Here is a 16,983-nt window from a genome sequence, read left to right as displayed (position 1 = left end):
CCCCGGGGGATCTCGGGAGCCCTGCGCTCAGTCGCCCAGGAGGGGCCCGGCCGTCACGGCCGGGCCCCTCCTGTGTGTGCGGGCGGCGTCCAGGTGGTGACGTCGACGGCGAGGGTCACCCGCACGCGCTCCGGCAGCGCGGCGACCGCGGCGGCCAGCCGCTCCGGCGCCAGGTGCCGGGCGTGCGGCCCCATCCCCACGACGGTGGTCACGGTGCGGCGGTCGAGCTCCAGCTCCTCCCGGTGCCGCACCCGCCCGGCCGGCACGAGGTGCGGCTCCAGGGCCGCGGACAGCCGGGTCTCCTTCTCCGGGTCCACCCGCAGCAGCCCCAGCGGGCCGACCAGCTCGGCGAGGTGCTCGGGCGCCGGGGTGGCGACCACCAGCCGGCCGCCGGGGCGCAGCACCCGCGCGGTCTCCGGGCCGTTGCGCGGGGCGAACACCACCATCGCCCGGTCGACGGCGGCGTCGCGGACCGGCAGCCGGGCCCAGGTGTCGGCGACGACGGCGAGCGCCCGCGGCGAGGCACCGGCCGCGCGCCGGGCGGCGTACCGCGAGGAGTCGAGCACCACGCCGACGGCGCCGGGCAGCGCGTCCAGCACGCCCGCCAGGTGGTGCCCGGTCCCCCCGCCGAGGTCGAGGACGGCGTCCACCGGCCCCTCCCCCGCGGCGACGGCGTCGGCCAGGACCCGGGTGAGCCCGGCGTAGGTGCCGGCGGAGAGCACCTCCGTGCGGTCGGCGACCATGGCCGCGGTGTCCCCGGTCGGCGGCGTGTGGCCCGGCGGCAGCAGCGTCACGTGGCCCTGCCGGGCGCGGTCGAAGGCGTGGCCGGCCGGGCAGCGCAGGCCGGCGTCGCCGGGGAGCGCGGCCAGTTCCGCGCCGCAGACGGGACAGGCCAGCACCGCCACCGCCCGCGGCGGCCAGGGCCGCCACCGGCTCACGGCGCACCCGCCGGGACCGGCGGCGGCGCCGGCTCGGCCGTGCGGGCCGGCACGACGGCGACGGCGGCCGCGGCGGCGGCCGCGCCGAGCGCGAACGCCGCCGGGTAGCCGGGTCCGCCGTCGGCGAGCAGTGCCGCCAGCGGGACGGTCAGCGCGGCCGCCAGGTTCTGCGCGGTGTTGTGCGCGCCCAGCGCGCGCCCGGCCCAGGCGCTGCCGGCCTGCTCGGCCACCGAGGTGAACGCCACCCCGTTCGGGCTCACCGTGGCGACCGCGGCCAGCGCCACCGCCGCCGCGGCGGCCCCCGGGCCGAGGGGGTCCGGTGTCAGGGCCGCGACGACGGCGAGCAGCCCGACGGCGACGGCCACCGCCCCCGCGACCTGCCGCAGCGGGCCGAGCCGGCTGGCCACCCGGTCCGACCAGGTGCCCGCGCCGAGCCGTGCGGCGGCGCCGCCGGCCTGGGTGACCGCCAGCAGCGTCCCGGCGCCGGCCGCGCTCCAGCCGGCGCCGCGCACCAGCCAGTCGAAGGCCAGCCCGGCGACGGCGAACTGCGGCACGACGAGCAGGGTGCTGGCCGCGTGCACCCGCCACAGCACCGGGCTGCGGTAGGGCGAGGCCGGCCGCGGGCCGTCGGTGCGCGGCGGCCGGGCCGGGTCGCGGACGAGCAGGCCGACGAGGACGGCGGTGACCGCGCAGCCGGCGGCGAGGAACGCGAAGGCGCCGCCGGGGCCGTCGGCGGCCAGCCGCGGCAGCGCCAGCGCGGCGAGGCCCACGCCCAGCGGTTGCCCGGCCTGCCGGACGCCCATCGCCAGCCCACGCTGCTCCGGCGGGAACCAGCCGAGCACCAGCCGGCCGCTGGCCGCGTGCACCGACGCGCTGCCGGCCCCGGCCAGCAGCAGCCACAGGCCGGTGGGTACGGCGGCGTCGGCCAGCGCGGCGCCGGTGAGCGCTCCGGCGGCGACCGCGAGCCCGGCGGAGAGCACCAGCCGCTCGCCGTACCGGTCGGCCAGCACGCCCCAGAGCAGCAGCGCGCACACCAGGCCGGCGGTGGGCGCGGCGACCAGCAGGCCGGCCTGCGGCAGCGTCAGCCCCTCCTCCCGCAGCGCGAGGGTGAGGAAGGGCATCCCGTTCTGCGCTGCGCAGGCGGCGACCAGCCCGGTCAGGCCGACGGCCAGGTGCCGCCAGCGGGCGGCGGGAGGGGACGCCGGCGGGAGGGCCGTCACCGGGCGACCGGGCGGAAGACCACCTCGGTGAGCGCCCCGCCGTCGGCGACCGCGGTGACGAAGGTGCCGTGCGGCTGCCGGCGCCGGTCGGTGGGCGAGCCGGGGTTGAGCAGCCGCAGGCCCGTGTCGGTGGTGGTGTCCCACGGGATGTGGCTGTGGCCGAAGAACAGGACGTCGGTGTCCGGGAAACGCGCGGCGCAGCGGCGCTCGCGGCCCTTGGCGTCCCCGGTCTCGTGGACGACGGCGACCCGCAGCCCGCCCACCTCGGCGCGCGCCACCTCCGGCAGCCGCTCGCGCAGGGGCCCGTGGTCGTTGTTGCCGTACACCGCGAGCAGGGCCCGAGCGCGGGACTCGAGGGCGTCGAGCAGGGCGACGTCGACCCAGTCGCCGGCGTGCACGACGAGATCGGCGGCCTCGATGGCCGCCCACAGGGAATGAGGCAGGTCACGGGCCCGCTTCGGGAGGTGCGTGTCGGCGGTCACCACCAGCGAGACGGACACGACCCCATGGTCGCAGGGGGCTAGGTTGCTCCCTCGGCCGACGACCTCGGCCCCCTCTCACGACTCCCTGAGGACCCCATGACCCACCCGTCGTCCACCCCTGCCGCCGGGCCGGACACCCCGGCCGCGGCGCCCTACGAGAAGCGCTGGCTCGCCCTCGGCGTCATCGCGATGACCGTCCTGCTGGTCATCCTCGACGCCACGATCGTCAACATCGCGCTGCCGGCGGTGTCGGCCGACCTCGGCATCTCGGCCGCGACCCAGCAGTGGATCGTCACCGCCTACACCCTCACCTTCGGCGGCTTCCTGCTGCTCGGCGGCCGCATCGCCGACTTCTGGGGCCGCAAGCGCACCTACCTGGTCGGCGCGGCCGGCTTCGCCATCGCCTCGGCGCTCGGCGGCATCGCGCAGAACGAGGCGATGCTCTTCGGCGCCCGCGCGCTGCAGGGCGTCTTCGGCGCGCTGCTGGCGCCGGCGTCGCTCGCGCTGCTGACCGTGCTGTTCACCGACCCGAAGGAGCGCGCCAAGGCGTTCGGCGTCTACGGCGCGATCGCCGGCGGCGGGTCGGCGGTCGGCCTGCTGCTGGGCGGCGTCCTGACCGAGTACGCCGACTGGCGCTGGTGCTTCTGGGTGAACCTCCCGGTCGCGCTGCTGGCCGTCGTCCTGGCGATCCCGATCGTCCCGGAGAGCCGGGCGCCCGGGGACACGAAGTACGACATCCCCGGTGCCGTGCTGGTCACCCTCGGCCTGGCCTCGATCGTCTACGGCTTCACGCGGGTGGCCGAGGCGTCGCAGACCAACGCCGCCGAGGCCGCGGCCGCCAACGCCCAGGCCGCCGCGCAGGGCAGCACCACCCTCGTGTCGCCCGAGAGCGGGTGGGCCGACGGCCTGGCGTGGGTGTTCATCGTCGCGGGCCTCGTGCTGCTGGCGCTGTTCGTGCTGCTGGAGCTGCGCACCCGCAACCCGCTGCTGCCGATGCGGATCGTGCTCGACCGCAACCGCGGCGGCGCCTACCTCACCTCGACGCTGGTCGGCGCCGGGCTCATCGGGGCGTTCTTCTTCCTGAGCCTGTACTTCCAGCAGGTGCTCGGCTACGAGCCGGTCGTCGCGGGCGTCGCCTCGCTGCCGACGACGCTGGGCGTGTTCGTCTCGGCCGGCGCCGCCAGCGCGCTGGTGCCGCGGGTCGGCCCGAAGCCGCTCATGGTGCTCGGCGGCCTGCTCGCCGCGGGCGGGCTGTTCACGCTGTCGTTCGTCGGCCTGGACACGGGCTTCTGGGAGCTGCCCTTCCCCGGCCAGCTGCTGCTCGGCCTGGGCCTGGGCTTCACCTTCGTGCCGCTGTCCAACCTCGCGCTGGTCGGCGCCGGCGAGCACGACGCGGGGGCGGCGAGCGCGATGCTCAACGCCACCCAGCAGGTCGGCGCCTCGATCGGCACCGCCGTCCTGGCCTCGCTGTCGGTGGGCGCGATCAGCGCCTACACCGCGGACGCGCTGACCTCGGGCGCCGACCCGCAGGACCCGGCGGTCGGCCTGCAGGGCCAGGTGGAGGGCTACACCACCGCCTTCACCTGGGCGGCCGCGCTGCTCGTCGTCGGCGCGCTGGTGGCCGCGGTGCTCATCAAGGCCACCAAGGAGGACCTGCCGGCCGGCGACGTCGCCGTCCACGTCGGCTGACCCTGCCTCTCCGCAGCGCACCGCCCGCGTCCCCGCCCGGGGACGCGGGCGGTGCCGCGTTCAGGAGCCGGGGCGGGAGGCGAGCTGCCGGAGGCGGGCGTTGTAGGCCTCGAGCTCGGCGTCGTCGGTGCGCTGGGCGACGCGGTCGATCCGGCGGCCGCGGCGCTCCTCGGAGCCCATCCAGCTGAACAGGACGACGACGAGGACGAGCACCGTCGGCAGCTCGCCGAAGGACCACGCGATGCTGCCGGCGGCGTTCTGGTCCGCGAGCGGGTCGACGCCCCAGCCGGCGGGCGGGTCGGCGAAGGTCCGCACCACCAGCGACGTCGACATCATGATCGCGACGCCGAAGAAGGCGTGCAGCGGCATGGGGATCAGCAGCTCGAGCATGCGGCCGGCGTGACCCACCTGCCGGGGCCACGGGTCCTGGGCGAGGATCGGGCCGAAGAACAGCAGCCCGGTCACGGTGAAGTGGGCGAGCATGAACTGGTGGCCGACCGGGTCGCCCATCAGCGCGTCGAAGACGGGCGTGAAGTAGACGCCGTAGAGGCTGACCAGGAACAGCGGCAGCGTGAACAGCGGGTGCGAGAGGAAGCGCGCGACCCGGCTGTGCAGGGCGTCGAGCAGCAGCGCCCGCGGGACGCCGGCCACTCCCCTCCCCCGCGGCAGTGACCGCAGCGCCAGCGTCACCGGCCGGCCGAGCAGCAGGAGCAGCGGCGCGACCATGGACAGCACCATGTGCTGCGCCATGTGCACGCTGAACAGCACCATGCCGTAGCCGTTCAGCCAGGTCCCGGTGACGGCGAACAGCGACAGGCAGCCGGCCACCCACGACGCCGTGCGCCACCACGGCCAGGCCACGCCCGAGCGGCGCAGCCGGACGAGGCCGACCAGGTAGGCCAGCACGCCGAGCAGGGCGAGGACCGGCAGCACCGACCACGCGTCCAGGTGGGGCAGGAAGACCCGCCCCCACGTGGGTGGCTCGTCGGGCACCCACATGCCCGAGTGGTGCCCGTGCTCCACCTGCGCCTCCAGACCGTCCGACGTACTCGTCCACTGTCCCACCCGGTCGGACAGCGGGCGGCGGCTAATCGTGGACGGGGGCCTCGTGGCCGGCGTGCGCCTCGGCCTCGATCTGGAAGGTGCAGTGCGGGACGTCGAAGTGGTCGCCGAGGCAGGCGCACAGCGCGTCGAGGACCCGGCCGCCGTGCCCGGCGGCCAGCGCCTCGTCGGTGACGACGACGTGCGCGGACAGCACCGGCAGGCCGGAGGTGATCGTCCAGGCGTGCAGGTCGTGGACGCCGATGACGCCGGGCACCCCGAGGACGTGCGCGCGCACCTGGTCGAGGTCGACGTCGCGGGGCGCGGCCTCCAGCAGGACGTCGAGGGACTCGCGCAGCAGCGCCCACGCCCGCGGCAGCACCAGGCAGCCGATGAGCAGCGCGGCGATCGTGTCGGCCGGCGTCCACCCGGTGAGCGCGACGACGCCGGCCGCGACGAGGACGGCCACCGAGCCCAGCGCGTCGCCGAGCACCTCCAGGTGCGCGCCGCGGACGGCGAGCGACCCCCGCCGGCCGCGGTGCAGCAGCGCCAGCCCGGCGAGGTTGGCGGCCAGGCCCCCGGCGGCGACGGCGAGGACGACGCCGGAGGTGATCTCGGGCGGGTCGCCGATCCGCCGCACCGCCTCGACGAGGACGAACACCGCGACGCCGGCCAGCAGCAGCCCGTTGGCCACCGCGGCGAGGATCTCCACCCGCTGCCAGCCGAAGGTGCGCCGCCCGCGGGCGGGGCGCTGCGCCAGCGTCACCGCCCCGAGGGCGAGGCCCACGCCGAGCGCGTCGGTGGCCATGTGGCCGGCGTCGGCGAGCAGGGCGAGCGAGCCGGAGACCAGCGACCCGACGACCTCGGCGACGAGGACGGCGAGGGTGAGCCCGAGGACGACGGCCAGCCGCCCGCGCGAGGCCGCCGCGGCGGTGGCGTGCCCGTGCGCGTGTCCGTGTGCACGGCCGTGTGCGTGCCCGGCTCCCATCGGCCCACCTCCCCCTCCAGTGTCCTCCGACGGCACGCGCCCCCTGCCCGGACCTGCCGGGATGGGGGCGCGTGTCTGGTGACGTGCTGGAACGGCCACCCTTCAGGGGCCCGCGCCGAGCCTGCGAGGCGCGGGGGGAAGGGTGGTCCCTCCTCAGATCGCGACGCCGCGGTCCCGCAGCCACGGGACCGGGTCGATCCGCTCGCCGTCGATGCCGCCGACGTGCACCTCGAAGTGCAGGTGCGGGCCGGTCGACTGCCCGCGGTTGCCCAGCAGCGCGATGGTGTCGCCGGCGCGGACCACCTGGCCGGGCTGCACGAGGATCTCCTCCATGTGCCCGTAGACGGTGACGTCGCCGTTCTCGTGCTGGATGTACACCGCCAGGCCGAAGCCGCTGGCGGGGCCCGCCTCGAGCACGACGCCGTCGGCGGCCGCGTACTCCGGCGTGCCGATGGGCGCGGCGAGGTCGATGCCGGCGTGCAGCGTGCCCCAGCGCGCGCCGAAGCCGCTGGTGAGCCGCGCCCCGCTGACCGGCAGCACGGTCCTGGGGCGGGCGGCCTCGGCGGCCGCGGCCGCGGCGGCCTCCTGGGCGGCGCGGTCGGCGTCGGCCTGGACCTGCGCCGCGGCGGCCTCCTCGGCCTCGCGGGCGTTGCGGCTGGCGGTGACCGCGCCGAGCAGGGTGGCCTCCGAGCGCAGGGTGGCGACCTCGGCGGCCGCGGGGAGGTCCTGGTCGGCGATGCCCAGCTCCTCGGCCACGCTCACCGAGTGGCTGACCGCCTCCGGGCCGTCGGCCTGGGCGACGCGGTCGCCCACGGAGAACGAGCCGATCCCGACGGCGCCGACCAGCGCGGCGGCGAGGTAGAAGGCGGGCCGGCGGCACGGCAGCTGCCGCAGCCGGGCCAGCGCCCGGTGCCGGCCGTGGCCGGCGACGACGGTGACCGGGACCCGCTCCTCGGCGGCGTCGGTCCCCCCGGGCTCCTCGGCGGCGGTGTCGTCGGCGCCCGCGGCCGCGACGGCGGCCAGCGCCTGCGCGTCGGCGGCCACGACCAGCTCGGTGGCGTCGGCGACGGCGAGGACCTCGGCGGGCGGGGCGGCCGCGTCAGCGGCGGGCTCGGTCCCGGTGACGACGGTGCGGACCTCGAGGCCGGCCACCGGGGTCGCGGGAGCGGGCGTCTCGGCGGCGGTCGCCTCGGGCGAGGTCCGCGGCGCCGGCGTGGGCCGCGGCCGGGGGCTCGGACGGCGGGCGGGGCGGGACGCGGATCGGGACTCGGTGCGGTCCCCGCTCGGCGACGTCTCCCCCTGACGTCGGTACGGGGTGGGCCGCGGGGCCGTCGTCGCGGCGTCGGCGGGTCGCCGGTCGGGCGACGCTGCCGCTGCCTTCCGGAGGGGGGTGCCGGCCGCGGACTGCGCGGCCGTCCCTCCGTCGAGGAGGCGGTCCGGGTGGAGCTCGGTCATGCACCTGACTTCCGTCGGGGACAGGGACGTCGTTCTGTGCCCGGGGGAGCGGGCGGGGCCCATGTAAACACGCCGTGACCGTTACGTGATCTGCGGACCTGGGTATGGAGGGCCGGATGTGTGGCGCGGGCCACTGAGCTGCACGGTTGTCATTCGACGTTGCGTCGAACCGATGTGACTCCGAGTGATCAACACGCCGGTTGAGCGTTGAACGAGGGGCGAGGAGGCCCACACCGGGCACGAGGCCCTGGACAGCCCGATCGACGGCATTGCCGGCCGACGACCCGAGGAGAGGATCTCGTGCGCGCAGTGACCTGGCACGGACGTGCCGACGTACAGGTGGACACCGTCCCCGACCCCACGCTGCAGGAGGACACCGACGTCGTCGTCGAGATCACCTCGAGCGGCATCTGCGGGTCGGACCTGCACCTGATCGAGGTGATGGCGCCGTTCATGACCAAGGGCGACGTCATGGGCCACGAGCCGATGGGGATCGTCCGCGAGGTCGGCTCCGCGGTGACGGCGGTGAAGCCGGGCGACCGCGTCGTCGTCCCGTTCAACATCTCCTGCGGGACCTGCTGGATGTGCTCGCAGGGCCTGCAGTCGCAGTGCGAGACCACCCAGAACCGCGACCAGGGCTTCGGCGCCTCGCTGTTCGGCTACACCAAGCTCTACGGGCAGGTGCCCGGCGGCCAGGCCGAGTACCTGCGGGTGCCCTTCGGCAACACGCTGCCGATCAAGGTCCCGGATGGCCCGCCGGACGACCGCTTCGTCTACCTCTCCGACGTCCTGCCCACCGCCTGGCAGGCGGTGCAGTACGCCGCGACGCCGCCCGGCGGCACGCTGCTCGTGCTGGGCCTGGGGCCGATCGGCGACATGTGCACCCGGATCGCCCACCACCTGGGCATCGAGAACGTGTACGCCTCCGACGTCGTCCCCGAGCGGCTCGAGCGGGCCACCGCCCGCGGCACGAACGTCATCCGCTCCACGAAGAAGGACGACGTCGTCCGGCAGATCCAGGACGCGACCGCCGGCCGCGGCGCCGACGCGGTGATCGACGCCGTGGGCATGGAGGCGCACGGCTCGCCGCTGGCGCAGATCGCGCAGAAGGCGACCGCGGTCGTCCCGGACGCGATCATGGAGAAGGTCATGCAGGTCGCCGGCATCGACCGGCTGGCCGCGCTCAACACCGCCATCGACGCGGTCCGTCGCGGCGGCACCATCTCGCTGTCCGGCGTCTACGGCGGCGCCACCGACCCGCTGCCGCTGATGCGGATGTTCGACAAGCAGATCCAGCTGCGGATGGGCCAGGCCAACGTGTGGCGCTGGGTGCCCGACATCCTGCCGCTGCTGGTCGACGGCGACCCGCTGGGCGTCGACGACTTCGCCACCCACCGGGTGCCGCTGGAGCAGGCGCCGCAGGCCTACGCCGACTTCCGCGAGAAGAGGGACGGCGCGGTCAAGGTGCTGCTGCAGCCCTGACCCGGGTGTGAGCACACCCACCGGCCGCGCGGGGCATGTCCCGCGCGGCCGGTGCCTTGCCCATCCGTAGGAAGTCCCACCCCGCAGGACCCAGCACGGACGACGACGTCCGCACGCTCTCCGTCCGCCGTCGTCCCTCCTGGAGTCCCCTCGTGCCCCGCGGTCTGCTCGCGCTCGCCATCGGCGCCTTCGGCATCGGCACCACCGAGTTCGTCGTCATGGGCATGCTGCCCGAGATCGCCGGCGGCCTCGGGGTCTCGGTGTCCGCCGTCGGCCTGCTCATCTCCGCCTACGCGGCCGGCGTCGTCCTCGGCGCGCCGACCCTCACCGCGCTCGGCGTGCGGTTCTCCCCGCGCCAGACGCTGGTCGCGCTGATGGTCGTGTTCGTCGTCGGCAACGCGCTGTCGGCGGTGGCGCCCACCTACGAGACCCTGGCGGCGGCGCGGGTGCTGACCGCCCTGGCGCACGGGTCGTTCTTCGGCGTGGGCGCGGTGGCCGCGCGGCGGCTGGTCCCGCCGGAGCGGGCCACCCAGGCGATCTCCCTGATGATGGTCGGGCTGACGCTGGCCAACGTGGTCGGCGTCCCGCTCGGCACGTTCGTCGCCCAGCAGCTGAGCTGGCGGCTGGTGCTCGGCGCGATCGCCGGCATCGGGCTGGTCACCATCGCCGGGCTGCTGGCCTGGCTGCCCGCCGGCACCGGGGAGCGCGGGGACCTGCGCGCCGAGCTGGCCGCCTTCCGCCGCCCCCAGGTGTGGCTGGTGCTCGGCCTGACGATGGTCGGCTTCGCCGCGCTGTTCGCCGTCTACAGCTACGTCAGCCCGATCCTCACCGACCTGGCCGGCCTGCCCGAGGGCTGGGTGACGCCGGTGCTGGCGCTGTTCGGCGTCGGCACCACCGTCGGCACGCTGGCCGGCGGCCGCCTCGGCGACCGGTTCGGCTGGACGTTCGTCGTCGTCGGGCTGCTCGCCACCGCGCTGCTGCTGGCCGCCTTCGCCTTCCTCGCCCGCACCCCCGCGGCCGCCGTCGTCCTGCTGGTCCTGTTCGGCACGGTCGCCTTCGCGATGGGCCCGGTCGTGCAGAACGGCGTGATCGTGGCCGCGCGGGTCTCCGGCGGCAGCCTGGTGTCGGCGGCCAACCAGGCGGCGTTCAACGTGGCCAACGCGGTGGGCGCGGCGCTGGGCGCGCTGGTCATCTCCCTCGACCTGGGCTACACCGCGCCGATGTGGGTGGGCGCGGGCCTCGCCCTCCTGGGCAGCGGCCTCGCGCTGGTCGCCCGGCGGGCCGACCGGCGCGAGACCGCCCGGGTGACCGCCGACGTCGGCCGGTGGCACGCCGAGGTCGGCAGCCGGCTGGCCGCCTGAGGGTTCCCCCGGGCTCCCGGGGTAGGAGGCGGGCATGACGACTCCGACGGCCGAGAGGTCGGGACAGTTCGCGCTCGGGGACCGCACGGTCAACCGCATCGGCTACGGCGCGATGCAGCTGGCCGGCCCGCACGTCATGGGCCCGCCGGCCGACCGGGAGGCCGCCGTCGCCGTCCTGCGCCGGGCCGTGGAGCTGGGCGTGGACCACGTCGACACCAGCGACTACTACGGCCCGCACGTGACCAACGAGGTCATCCGCGAGGCGCTGCACCCCTATCCCGAGCAGCTGACCATCGTCACCAAGGTCGGCGCCCGCCGGACGCCGGACGGCGCGTGGCCCGAGGCGCTGTCCCCCGACGAGCTCAAGCAGGCCGTGCACGACAACCTCGACCACCTCGGCGTCGACGTCCTCGACGTGGTCAACCTCCGCATGCCCGGGTTCGCCGCGCCGGTGGAGCGCTCGCTGGCCGAGCCGTTCGAGGCGCTGGCCGACCTGCAGCAGCAGGGCCTCATCCGGCACCTGGGCGTGTCCAACGTGACGACGCAGCAGTACGCCGAGGCGCGGTCGATCGCCCCGGTGGTGTGCGTGCAGAACCACTACAACCTCGTGCACCGCGCCGACGACCCGGTGCTCGACGCGCTGGCCCGCGAGGGCGTCGCCTACGTGCCCTTCTTCCCGCTCGGCGGGTTCACGCCCCTGCAGTCCGCGGCGCTGGAGACGGTGGCGCGGCGGCTGGAGACCACGCCGATGCAGGTGGCGCTGGCCTGGCTGCTGGCCCGCTCCCCCAACGTCCTGCTGATCCCGGGGACGTCGTCGGTGGCGCACCTCGAGGAGAACCTGCAGGCCGGCGCGCGGGTCCTGGGGCCGCTGGAGATGGCGGAGCTCGACCGCATCGGCGGCACCGGCGAGCCCGACGTCGACCTCTGAGTCAGCTGCCCCAGGCCGCGAGCTGGTCGATCGCGGCGTCGAGCACCGCGCGGGTGGCGGCGGTGTCGCGGTCGACCAGCCAGGTCGTCGTCGCGCCGTCGACGACGGTGACCAGCAGCCGGGCGAGCTCCGGCACCGGGCGCCGCCAGGTGGCGCCGGTCGCGGCGGCGGCCTCCTCCAGCAGGCGGGTCGCCGCCGCGGTGTAGGCGCGGTACTGCGCGGCGGCCACCGCCCGCAGCGCCGGGTCGCGCACCGCGTGCAGCGTCAGCTCGAGCATCAGCGCCTCGGCGCCGGGCTCGCGCTCGAGGTGGTCGAGGTAGCCGGCGGCGGCCGCGCGCAGGCAGCCGGCCAGGCCCGCAGCCGGGTCCAGCGCGGCGGTGGCGGCGGCCAGCTCGCGGCCGACCACGCGGGCGACCAGCTCGCGCAGCAGCTCGTCGCGCGAGGCGAAGGCGTAGTGGAAGGCGGCCAGCGGCATCCCCGCCTCGGCGACGACCGCGCGGGTGGTGCCGGCGGCCAGGCCGTCCCGGGCCATCACCCGCAGCGCTGCCTCCACCAGGGCAGCGCGGCGCTGGGCGGCCGGCAGCCGGGGCACCTCAGGCCTGCCCGGCCCGCTGCCCGGCCGGGCCGAGGACCCGGGCGAGGTGGGCGTTGGTGAACACCCCGGCGGGGTCCAGCCGGTCGCGCAGCGCGGCGAACTCGCCGAACCGCGGGTACCGCTGCGCCAGCGCCGCGGCGTCGAGGCCGTGCTCCTTGCCCCAGTGCGGGCGCCCGCCGGCGGCCAGCGCGATCGCCTCGAAGGCGGCGAACCACCCGCCGGAAGGGTCGCGGGCTGGGACGTGGACGGCGACGTAGGCGGTGTCGCGGCCGTACGCCGTCGACAGCGGGACGTCGTCGGCGGCGGCGACGCGCACCTCGACCGGGAACGGCACCCGGTGCGGGCCGGCGTCGACCACCCGCCGCAGCTCCCCCAGCACGGCCGGGGCCGTCTCCCGCGGGAGCGCGTACTCCGTCTCCCGGAACCGCACCCGCCGGCGGGAGACGAAGACCCGGTGCGCGACGTCGGTGTAGGTGCGGGCACCCAGCGCCCCGGTGGCGAACCGCGCCAGCGGCGGCACGAGCGCGGGCACCCGGCGCCCGGCCGCGACGACGGCGGCGAACCCGGCGTTGGCGAGCACCTCGTCGTCCCAGAACGCGCGCGCCCGGCCCAGCGGCGCGACCTCGGCCAGCGGCACCCGGGTGTTGCGCAGGGTCCGGCACCGGTCGGTGTGCGGGAACCAGTAGAACTCGACGTGGTCGGTCGAGGACGTGAACCCGGCGAAGTCGGCCAGCAGGTCCGGCAGCGCGGCGGTGCCCTCCTCGGCGCGCAGCGCGAACGCCGGCACCGCCTGCAGGGTCACGGTGCTCAGCACGCCGAGGGCGCCCAGGCCGACCCGCGCGGCGGAGAACACGTCGGGGTGCTCCTCGGGCGAGCAGCGCAGGACGGACCCGTCGGCGGTGACCAGCTCCAGCGCGCGCACCTGCGTGGCCAGCCCGCCGAACCGGGCCCCGGTGCCGTGGGTGCCGGTGGAGATCGCGCCGGCGACGGTCTGCCGGTCGACGTCGCCGAGGTTGGTCAGCGCCCAGCCGCGGGCGGCCAGCTCCGCGTCCAGCCGGTGCAGCGGCATGCCGGCCTGCACGGTGACCAGGCCGGCGTCGTCGACGCCGACCAGCGAGGCGTGCCGGTCCAGCGCCAGGGCGACGTCCTCCGGGCGGCCGATGCCGGTGAACGAGTGGCCGCTGCCCAGCGCGGTGACCCGGCGGCCGGCGGCGGCGGCGTCCCGCACCGCGGCGGCGATCTCCCCGGTGCCCGCCGGGTGCCGCACGGTCACGCCGTCCGCCCGCTGGTTGCCGGCCCAGTTGCGCCAGGTGCCCACGCCCGCCTCCTCCGTCGTGCGCGGCAGCGTCCCGTGCCCCGCCGGACCGGGTCAAGCGACTGGGACGCTTGACCCAGTCGGCGTTCCGCGAGGATGCTGCCGCGCCATGACCTCCCCGGCCGCAGCGCGGGCCCGGCTGGACGGGGCGACCGCGGACCTCGACCCGCCGCTGGCCGTCCTCGACCTCGACGCGCTCGACGCGAACGCCGCCGACCTGGTCCGCCGCGCCGGCGGGCGCCCGGTCCGGGTGGCGAGCAAGTCGGTGCGCAGCCGCGCGGTGCTGCGGCGGGTCCTGGCCCGGCCCGGCTTCGCCGGCGTGCTCGCCTACACGCTGGCCGAGGCGCTGTGGCTGGCCGGCGGGGACGACCCGGTGTCCGAGGACGTCGTCGTCGCCTACCCCTCGGTGGACCGCGCGGCGCTGCGCGCGCTGGTGGCCGACCCCGCGCTCGCCGCGCGGGTGACGCTGATGGCCGACTCCCCCGACCACCTCGACGCCGTCGACGCGGTGGCGCCGCCCGGCTCGCGGCCGCCGGTGCGGATCTGCCTGGACCTCGACGCGTCGCTGCGGGCCGGGCGGCTGCACGTCGGGGTGCGCCGCTCGCCGGTGCACGACCCCGCGGCCGCCGCGGCCCTGGCCCGGGCGGTGTGCGACCGGCCCGGCTTCGCCCTGGTCGGGCTCATGGCCTACGAGGCGCAGGTCGCGGGCGTGCCGGACGCGCCGCCCGGGCGCCCGCTGCGCGGCCTGGCGGTGCGCGGGGTGCAGGCGCTGTCGGTGCGGGAGCTGACCGGACGCCGCGCCGCCGCGGTGGCCGCCGTCTCCGCCGTCGCGCCGCTGGCGTTCGTCAACGGCGGCGGCACCGGGAGCCTGGAGCGGACCGCGGCCGACCCGTCGGTCACCGAGGTCGCCGCGGGCTCGGGGCTGTACCAGCCGACGCTGTTCGACGGGTACCGCGCCTTCCGCGGCCGGCCGGCGCTGCTGTTCGCGCTGCCGGTCACCCGCCGCCCCGCCCCCGGGACGGTGACCGTCGCGGGCGGCGGGTGGATCGCCTCCGGGCCGCCCGGCGCCGACCGGCTGCCGCGCCCGGTGCACCCGGCGCGGCTGCGGGTGCTCGGCACCGAGGGCGCCGGGGAGGTGCAGACGCCGCTGCGCGGTCCGGACGCCGACGGGCTCGCCGTCGGCGACCGCGTCTGGTTCCGGCACGCCAAGGCCGGCGAGGTCTGCGAGCACGTCGACGTCCTGCACACGCTGGCCGGGGACCGGCTCACCGGCGCCGTCGCCACCTACCGCGGCGAGGGCTGCACCTTCGGCTGAGTCGGTGCGGCTCGCAGGTGTCGATCACCGGATGCGTGCACGCGACACGGCGGGACACGCCGGCCGACCGTGCACGCCTCCGATGATCGACTGGGAGCGGCGACAGAAATGGCCATTCCTGCCGCCTCAGTCGGCGTCGTTGGCGAGCAGGGCCCGGGCCTCGGCGGCCTCGTCCGCGGTGAGCCCGCCTGAGCCCTCGGGGTGGTCGACCTGCGCGTCGATCCACCGCCGGTGCGCCTCCCACGCCGACTGCCGGGTGGCACCCAGCGCCCGGCCGATCTGTGCCCACGACGCGCCGGTCGCCCGCGCCGTCCGGACGGTGAGCTGGCGCCCCTGGGCCGCCCGCCGGGCGACCACCTCGCCCAGCGCCAGCAGCTCCAGCGCCTCCTCGCGGGTCAGCGGCCGCGGGCCGGCCGGGTGGTCGGGGTCGGCCAGCGAGTCGCGCGTGCGCAGCTCGTCGTAGCGGCGGACGGCGCTGGCGAGGGTGTGCTGCCGTTCGAGGTCGTCGACGTCCATGACCCATCCTCCGTCAGGACGGCCTGACGGCGCCTCACCGCGCCCGGACGACCCGCGTCTCGTCGAACACCGGCTCGGCGGACTCGTACACCCGGCCGTCGGCGCCGAAGACGAGGAACCGGTCGAAGGAGCGGGCGAACCAGCGGTCGTGGGTCACCGCGAGCACGGTGCCGTCGAACGCGGCCAGCGCCTCCTCCAGCGCCTCGGCGGACAGGACGTCGAGGTTGTCGGTGGGCTCGTCGAGCAGCAGCAGCGTGGCGCCGGACAGCTCGAGCACCAGCACCTGGAAGCGCGCCTGCTGCCCGCCGGACATGGTCCGGAACGGCTGGTCGGCGGAGTCGGTGAGCCCGTAGCGGCGCAGCACCGCCATCGCCCGCCCGCGGTCCACGCCCGGCCGGCCGGGCTCGCCGTGCCACAGCAGGTCCACCGGCGTCCGGTCCTGCCACTCCGGGTGCGCGTGGGTCTGGGCGAAGGAGCCGGGGACGACGCGCGCCCCCAGCCGCCACGACCCGGTGTGGGCGACGTCCTGGCCGGCCAGCAGCCGCAGGAAGTGGGACTTGCCCGCGCCGTTGGCCCCGAGGACGCCGACCCGGTCGCCGTACCAGACCTCCAGGTCGAACGGCCGCATGAGGCCGGTCAGCTCCAGCTGCTCGGCCGTGACCGCCCGCACGCCGGTGCGCCCGCCGCGCAGCCGCATCGTCACCCGCTGCTGCGGGGGCCGGTCCGGCGGCGGCCCGGCTGCCTCGAACTTCGCCAGCCGGGTCTGCATCGCCCGGTACCGCGAGGCCATGTCCGGGGAGTTGGCCGCCTGCTGCTGCAGCGTGCGGACCAGGTCGACGAGGCGCTCGTGCTCCTCCTCCCAGCGGCGGCGCAGCTCGGCCATCCGCTCGTGCCGCGCCTCGCGGGCCTCGGGGTAGGAGGACCACCCGCCGCCGTGCACCCACGCCGTCCCGCCCTCGACGGTGACCACCCGGTCGGCGACGGTGGCGAGCAGCTCGCGGTCGTGGCTGACGAACAGCACCGTCTTGCGGGTCTCCAGCAACCGCTGCTCCAGCCAGCGCTTGCCGGGGACGTCGAGGTAGTTGTCCGGCTCGTCGAGCAGCAGCACCTGCTCGGGCCCGCGCAGCAGCGCCTCGAGCGCGAGCCGCTTCTGCTCGCCGCCGGACAGCGTGGACAGCTCGCGGTACTTGCACCGGTCGTAGGGGACGCCGAGCGCCGCGACGGTGACCGTGTCCCACGTGACCTCGGCGTCGTAGCCGCCGGCGTCGCCCCACTGCGCGAGCGCGTCGGCGTAGGCGAGCTGCGCGGGCTCGTCGTCGGTCTCCATGAGGGTCAGCTCGGCGGCCTCGACGGCGTCCCAGGCGGCGCGCACCGCGGGCGCGGAGAGGTCGACGAGGAAGCGCTGGACGGTGGTGTCGTCGCGCACCGAGCCGATGAACTGCCGCATGACGCCGAGCCCGCCGCTGCGCGCGACCGTGCCGGCCTCGGGCACGAGGTCACCGGCGACGATCCGCAGCAGCGTCGTCTTGCCCGCGCCGTTCTCGCCGACCAGCGCCGCGCGAGCGCCCTCGCCGATCCGGAACGAGACGTCGTCCAGCAGCACCCGGCCGCCCGGCAGCGTGTGCCGGACCCCGCTCACGTCGACGTAACCCACCCCG

15 protein-coding genes are annotated in these 16,983 nt (G+C 76.7%); 5 read left to right on the top strand and 10 right to left on the bottom strand.

Annotated elements, in window-relative coordinates; translation table 11 throughout:
- Positions 1-53 precede the first annotated feature (53 nt).
- Genes ACI8AR_RS10510 through ACI8AR_RS10500 form a run of 3 tightly spaced genes read right to left on the bottom strand, consistent with a single transcriptional unit; the run spans position 54 to position 2,658 of the window.
- A complete protein-coding gene (locus ACI8AR_RS10510) occupies positions 54-938 on the bottom strand; it encodes a putative RNA methyltransferase (RefSeq protein ID WP_457050975.1) in 885 nt (294 codons plus the stop codon).
- Complete coding sequence (locus ACI8AR_RS10505; RefSeq protein ID WP_457050974.1) at positions 935-2,158, bottom strand: MFS transporter; 1,224 nt, start codon at positions 2,156-2,158, stop codon at positions 935-937. Before ACI8AR_RS10505 ends, ACI8AR_RS10510 begins: the two co-directional genes overlap by 4 nt.
- On the bottom strand, positions 2,155-2,658 hold the full coding sequence (locus tag ACI8AR_RS10500) for a metallophosphoesterase family protein (RefSeq protein ID WP_457050973.1): 504 nt from the start codon (positions 2,656-2,658) through the stop codon (positions 2,155-2,157). The genes ACI8AR_RS10505 and ACI8AR_RS10500 overlap by 4 nt, the downstream gene beginning before the upstream one ends.
- 78 nt (positions 2,659-2,736) lie before the next feature.
- On the opposite strand from ACI8AR_RS10500, the gene ACI8AR_RS10495 reads away from it, so the two are divergent.
- Positions 2,737-4,329, top strand: a complete 1,593-nt coding sequence (locus ACI8AR_RS10495; protein WP_457050972.1) for an MFS transporter — start codon at positions 2,737-2,739, stop codon at positions 4,327-4,329.
- Between the two features lie 60 nt (positions 4,330-4,389).
- Here ACI8AR_RS10495 and ACI8AR_RS10490 read toward each other — a convergent pair whose 3' ends face one another.
- The 3 genes from ACI8AR_RS10490 to ACI8AR_RS10480 all read right to left on the bottom strand — a co-directional run bounded on the left by ACI8AR_RS10490 (position 4,390) and on the right by ACI8AR_RS10480 (position 7,510).
- A complete protein-coding gene (locus tag ACI8AR_RS10490; RefSeq protein WP_457050971.1) occupies positions 4,390-5,352 on the bottom strand; it encodes a cytochrome c oxidase assembly protein in 963 nt (320 codons plus the stop codon).
- A gap of 64 nt (positions 5,353-5,416) precedes the next feature.
- Complete coding sequence (locus ACI8AR_RS10485) at positions 5,417-6,358, bottom strand: cation diffusion facilitator family transporter (protein WP_456926034.1); 942 nt, start codon at positions 6,356-6,358, stop codon at positions 5,417-5,419.
- 153 nt (positions 6,359-6,511) lie between these two features.
- Positions 6,512-7,510 carry a M23 family metallopeptidase gene (locus ACI8AR_RS10480; RefSeq protein WP_457050970.1) on the bottom strand — a complete coding sequence of 333 codons (999 nt, stop codon included), beginning with the start codon at positions 7,508-7,510 and terminating at the stop codon, positions 6,512-6,514.
- A gap of 603 nt (positions 7,511-8,113) precedes the next feature.
- On the opposite strand from ACI8AR_RS10480, the gene ACI8AR_RS10475 reads away from it, so the two are divergent.
- The 3 genes from ACI8AR_RS10475 to ACI8AR_RS10465 all read left to right on the top strand — a co-directional run bounded on the left by ACI8AR_RS10475 (position 8,114) and on the right by ACI8AR_RS10465 (position 11,584).
- A complete protein-coding gene (locus ACI8AR_RS10475; protein WP_457050969.1) occupies positions 8,114-9,295 on the top strand; it encodes an alcohol dehydrogenase catalytic domain-containing protein in 1,182 nt (393 codons plus the stop codon).
- A 152-nt stretch (positions 9,296-9,447) separates the two neighbouring features.
- On the top strand, positions 9,448-10,656 hold the full coding sequence (locus ACI8AR_RS10470; protein WP_457050968.1) for an MFS transporter: 1,209 nt from the start codon (positions 9,448-9,450) through the stop codon (positions 10,654-10,656).
- Positions 10,657-10,690: 34 nt separating this feature from the next.
- A complete protein-coding gene (locus tag ACI8AR_RS10465; protein WP_457050967.1) occupies positions 10,691-11,584 on the top strand; it encodes an aldo/keto reductase family oxidoreductase in 894 nt (297 codons plus the stop codon).
- Between the two features lies 1 nt (position 11,585).
- Here ACI8AR_RS10465 and ACI8AR_RS10460 read toward each other — a convergent pair whose 3' ends face one another.
- Both ACI8AR_RS10460 and ACI8AR_RS10455 read right to left on the bottom strand, forming a co-directional pair.
- Complete coding sequence (locus tag ACI8AR_RS10460) at positions 11,586-12,176, bottom strand: TetR/AcrR family transcriptional regulator (RefSeq protein WP_457050966.1); 591 nt, start codon at positions 12,174-12,176, stop codon at positions 11,586-11,588.
- 1 nt (position 12,177) lies between these two features.
- Positions 12,178-13,497, bottom strand: a complete 1,320-nt coding sequence (locus tag ACI8AR_RS10455) for a D-arabinono-1,4-lactone oxidase (RefSeq protein WP_457050965.1) — start codon at positions 13,495-13,497, stop codon at positions 12,178-12,180.
- Between the two features lie 106 nt (positions 13,498-13,603).
- On the opposite strand from ACI8AR_RS10455, the gene ACI8AR_RS10450 reads away from it, so the two are divergent.
- Complete coding sequence (locus ACI8AR_RS10450; protein ID WP_457050964.1) at positions 13,604-14,809, top strand: amino acid deaminase/aldolase; 1,206 nt, start codon at positions 13,604-13,606, stop codon at positions 14,807-14,809.
- 126 nt (positions 14,810-14,935) lie between these two features.
- Here ACI8AR_RS10450 and ACI8AR_RS10445 read toward each other — a convergent pair whose 3' ends face one another.
- Together ACI8AR_RS10445 and ACI8AR_RS10440 are read right to left on the bottom strand one after the other, a co-directional pair.
- Positions 14,936-15,325: a hypothetical protein gene (locus tag ACI8AR_RS10445; protein WP_457050963.1), complete on the bottom strand. Its 390-nt coding sequence runs from the start codon at positions 15,323-15,325 to the stop codon at positions 14,936-14,938.
- 34 nt (positions 15,326-15,359) lie between these two features.
- Entirely contained in the window at positions 15,360-16,979 is a 1,620-nt protein-coding gene (locus tag ACI8AR_RS10440) for an ABC-F family ATP-binding cassette domain-containing protein (protein ID WP_457050962.1), read from the bottom strand.
- Between the last annotated feature and the right edge of the window lie 4 nt (positions 16,980-16,983).

It is taken from the genome of Geodermatophilus sp. SYSU D01036 (genome assembly GCF_054050435.1).
This window is presented reverse-complemented; position numbering and strand designations above follow the sequence as displayed.